Source organism: Pseudomonas sp. K5002 (assembly GCF_013386655.1).
In the GTDB taxonomy this organism is placed as follows: domain Bacteria; phylum Pseudomonadota; class Gammaproteobacteria; order Pseudomonadales; family Pseudomonadaceae; genus Aquipseudomonas.
Genome location: NZ_JACARK010000418.1, coordinates 1 through 2,339, shown reverse-complemented (window position 1 = coordinate 2,339; position 2,339 = coordinate 1). Strand labels below are relative to the sequence as shown.

The 2,339-nt window shown below is 62.7% G+C and carries 3 protein-coding genes; 2 read left to right on the top strand and 1 reads right to left on the bottom strand.

Features of this window, described 5'->3' with window-relative positions; translation table 11 throughout:
- Positions 1 to 50: 50 nt before the first annotated feature.
- Positions 51 to 881 carry an IclR family transcriptional regulator gene (locus HX846_RS19180; protein WP_178965909.1) on the bottom strand — a complete coding sequence of 277 codons (831 nt, stop codon included), beginning with the start codon at positions 879 to 881 and terminating at the stop codon, positions 51 to 53.
- A 241-nt stretch (positions 882 to 1,122) separates the two neighbouring features.
- On the opposite strand from HX846_RS19180, the gene HX846_RS19175 reads away from it, so the two are divergent.
- Entirely contained in the window at positions 1,123 to 1,947 is an 825-nt protein-coding gene (locus HX846_RS19175; protein WP_178965908.1) for an ABC transporter ATP-binding protein, read from the top strand.
- A partial coding sequence (locus HX846_RS19170; protein ID WP_178965907.1) for a HEAT repeat domain-containing protein occupies positions 1,944 to 2,339 on the top strand: 396 nt, incomplete at its 3' end. The genes HX846_RS19175 and HX846_RS19170, both read left to right, overlap by 4 nt.

The window sequence follows — 2,339 nt, the reverse complement described above, 5'->3', positions numbered from 1 at the left end:
CCCCCCCCCCCCCCGCTCCCACATTTGATCTGTGTCGTTACTGGTATTACCTACCCACCGAAGATCTGCGAAGGCCGGCGCAACGTCGGGTCAAACGGATTGATCTTCGGCCCGATCGCCGCCGCCTCGCGCTTCAACAACTCCACCACCGTCGGCAACCGCCCCGGCCCCAGGCGGTCGCTGATGGTCGCCACACTCAACGCCGCCACCGCATGCCCATTGCGATCCAGGATCGGCACCGCCAACCCGGCCATGCCTTCCAGCACCCCGGTATTGCGCGCCGCATACCCCAACCGCCGCACACTCTCCACCTCCGAACGCAAAAACACCTCGTCGTACAGGTGAAAATCCTTGAGCCGCGGCAAGTTGTAGCGAATCACCGTCTCGCGCTCTTCCTCCGGCAAAAACGCCAAAATCGCCAGGCTGCCCTGCCCCACGCCCAGCGCCACGCGGCCGCCGATATCACCGGTAAAGGTACGGATCGGATACGGCCCCTCACTGCGGTCCAGGCAGATCGCATCAAACCCGCTGCGCGCCAGCAGGAACAATGAATCCCCCAAGGATGCACTGAGGCGCAACATGCTCGGCCGCACCAGGTCCCGCAGGTTGCCGGTGTTGCCCGCATTCGCCGCCAGGGCAAAGAACTCCAGGCTCAGCCGATAGCGCTTGCTGCGCGCATCCTGCTCCACCATGCCCTCGTCCATCAGGCTGCGCAGCAGTCGGTGGGTGGTGGGTTGCGACAGCCCCACCTGCTGCGCCAGTTGCGTCACCCGTTCACCACCGTCCGGCGCCGCGCCGAGGATGCGCAGTAATGCAAACAACCGGGAGACGCCACCGGCGCCGACTTCCTTGACACTTTCATTCCGTTCAGTGGAATACATAAGCCGATATCTCACACTAAATTCTGGTCAGTGAATGAAACTGAAAAAAGTACTCTATCCAGTGAAATTCCATCTTCCTCCATCCTAGTCTTTCGCCCTAATCTGCGTCCACAGGGGCGAAATGAACAACTAACGGCAGCCGACTCAAGATCGAGCGCCAACGCACCCGCAATACCCTTTTCGCATCTGCCCAAAACAAAAAAGCGCGTTTCGACGCGACTCAAAAAGGTGGAACGCAGACATGGCTTTTCTCCAACTCAACGCCTTGAGCAAACGCTACGGCGCCGTCGACGCGGTGGTCGCCACTGATCTTGCGGTGGAAAAAGGCGAATTCGTGTCCCTGCTTGGCCCCTCGGGCTGCGGCAAGACCACCACCTTGCAAATGATCGCCGGCTTCGTCGACGTCACCGGTGGCCAGATCGTCCTCGACGGTCGCGACATCACCCACGCCAAACCCGCCAGCCGCGGCCTGGGCGTGGTGTTCCAGAGCTATGCGCTGTTCCCCCACATGAGCGTGCGCGAAAACGTCGCCTTCGGCCTGAAGATGCGCGGCGTAGGCAAGGCCGAGCGCCTGGCCGCCGCCGATGAGATCCTTCACCTGGTGGGCCTGGAAGGTTTTGCCGAGCGCTGGCCCAACCAGCTGTCGGGTGGCATGCAGCAGCGGGTGGAAATTGCCCGGGTATTGATCAATCGTCCCGGCCTGCTGTTGATGGATGAGCCGTTCGGCGCGCTGGATGCCCTGACCCGCATGAAGATGCAGGCCTTGCTGCTGGACATCTGGACGCGCATCCGCACCACCGTGGTGTTTGTCACCCATGACATCGACGAAGCGCTGTTCCTGGCCGACCGCATCCTGGTGATGAGCCCGCGCCCCGGGCGCATCATCGAGGATTTCCAGCTGACTTTTCCAAGGCCGCGCAGCACCGAACTGATGACCTCGCCGGAATTTACCCACCTCAAGCGCCATTGCCTGGAACTGCTGCACCACGAAGATGGTCGCCAGTTACCACGGCTGAACCCGCTCGGGCTACCTAACGATCACCCAAGACCGCGATTTGCCATATGACCTATGAAACCGAAAACCCCGACATCCAAGCCCTGCGCCCCCGGCTACAAGCGCCGGATGCCGGCATGCGCCGGATCGCCCTGATTGACCTGGCTGACCTGGAAGACCCCGACGGCCTGGTGTGGCTGGTGGACAGCCTGCGCCACGACCCGGCCACCGACGTGCGCGCCCAGGCTGCCAGCCTGCTGGAGGCGTGGGAAGAAGACGCAGTGGTCGAGGCGCTGTGCCAGGCGCTGACCGACACTGAAGCGTCGGTACGTGATGCCGCCGCCCAGAGCTTGAGCGTACTCAAGACGACGCAGGCGGGCCGGCTGTTATTGCCATGGGCCACCCACGCCGACGTCAGCGTGCGCACGGCAATCTTCCGTGCCCTGCGCGAGTTGCGCCTTGAA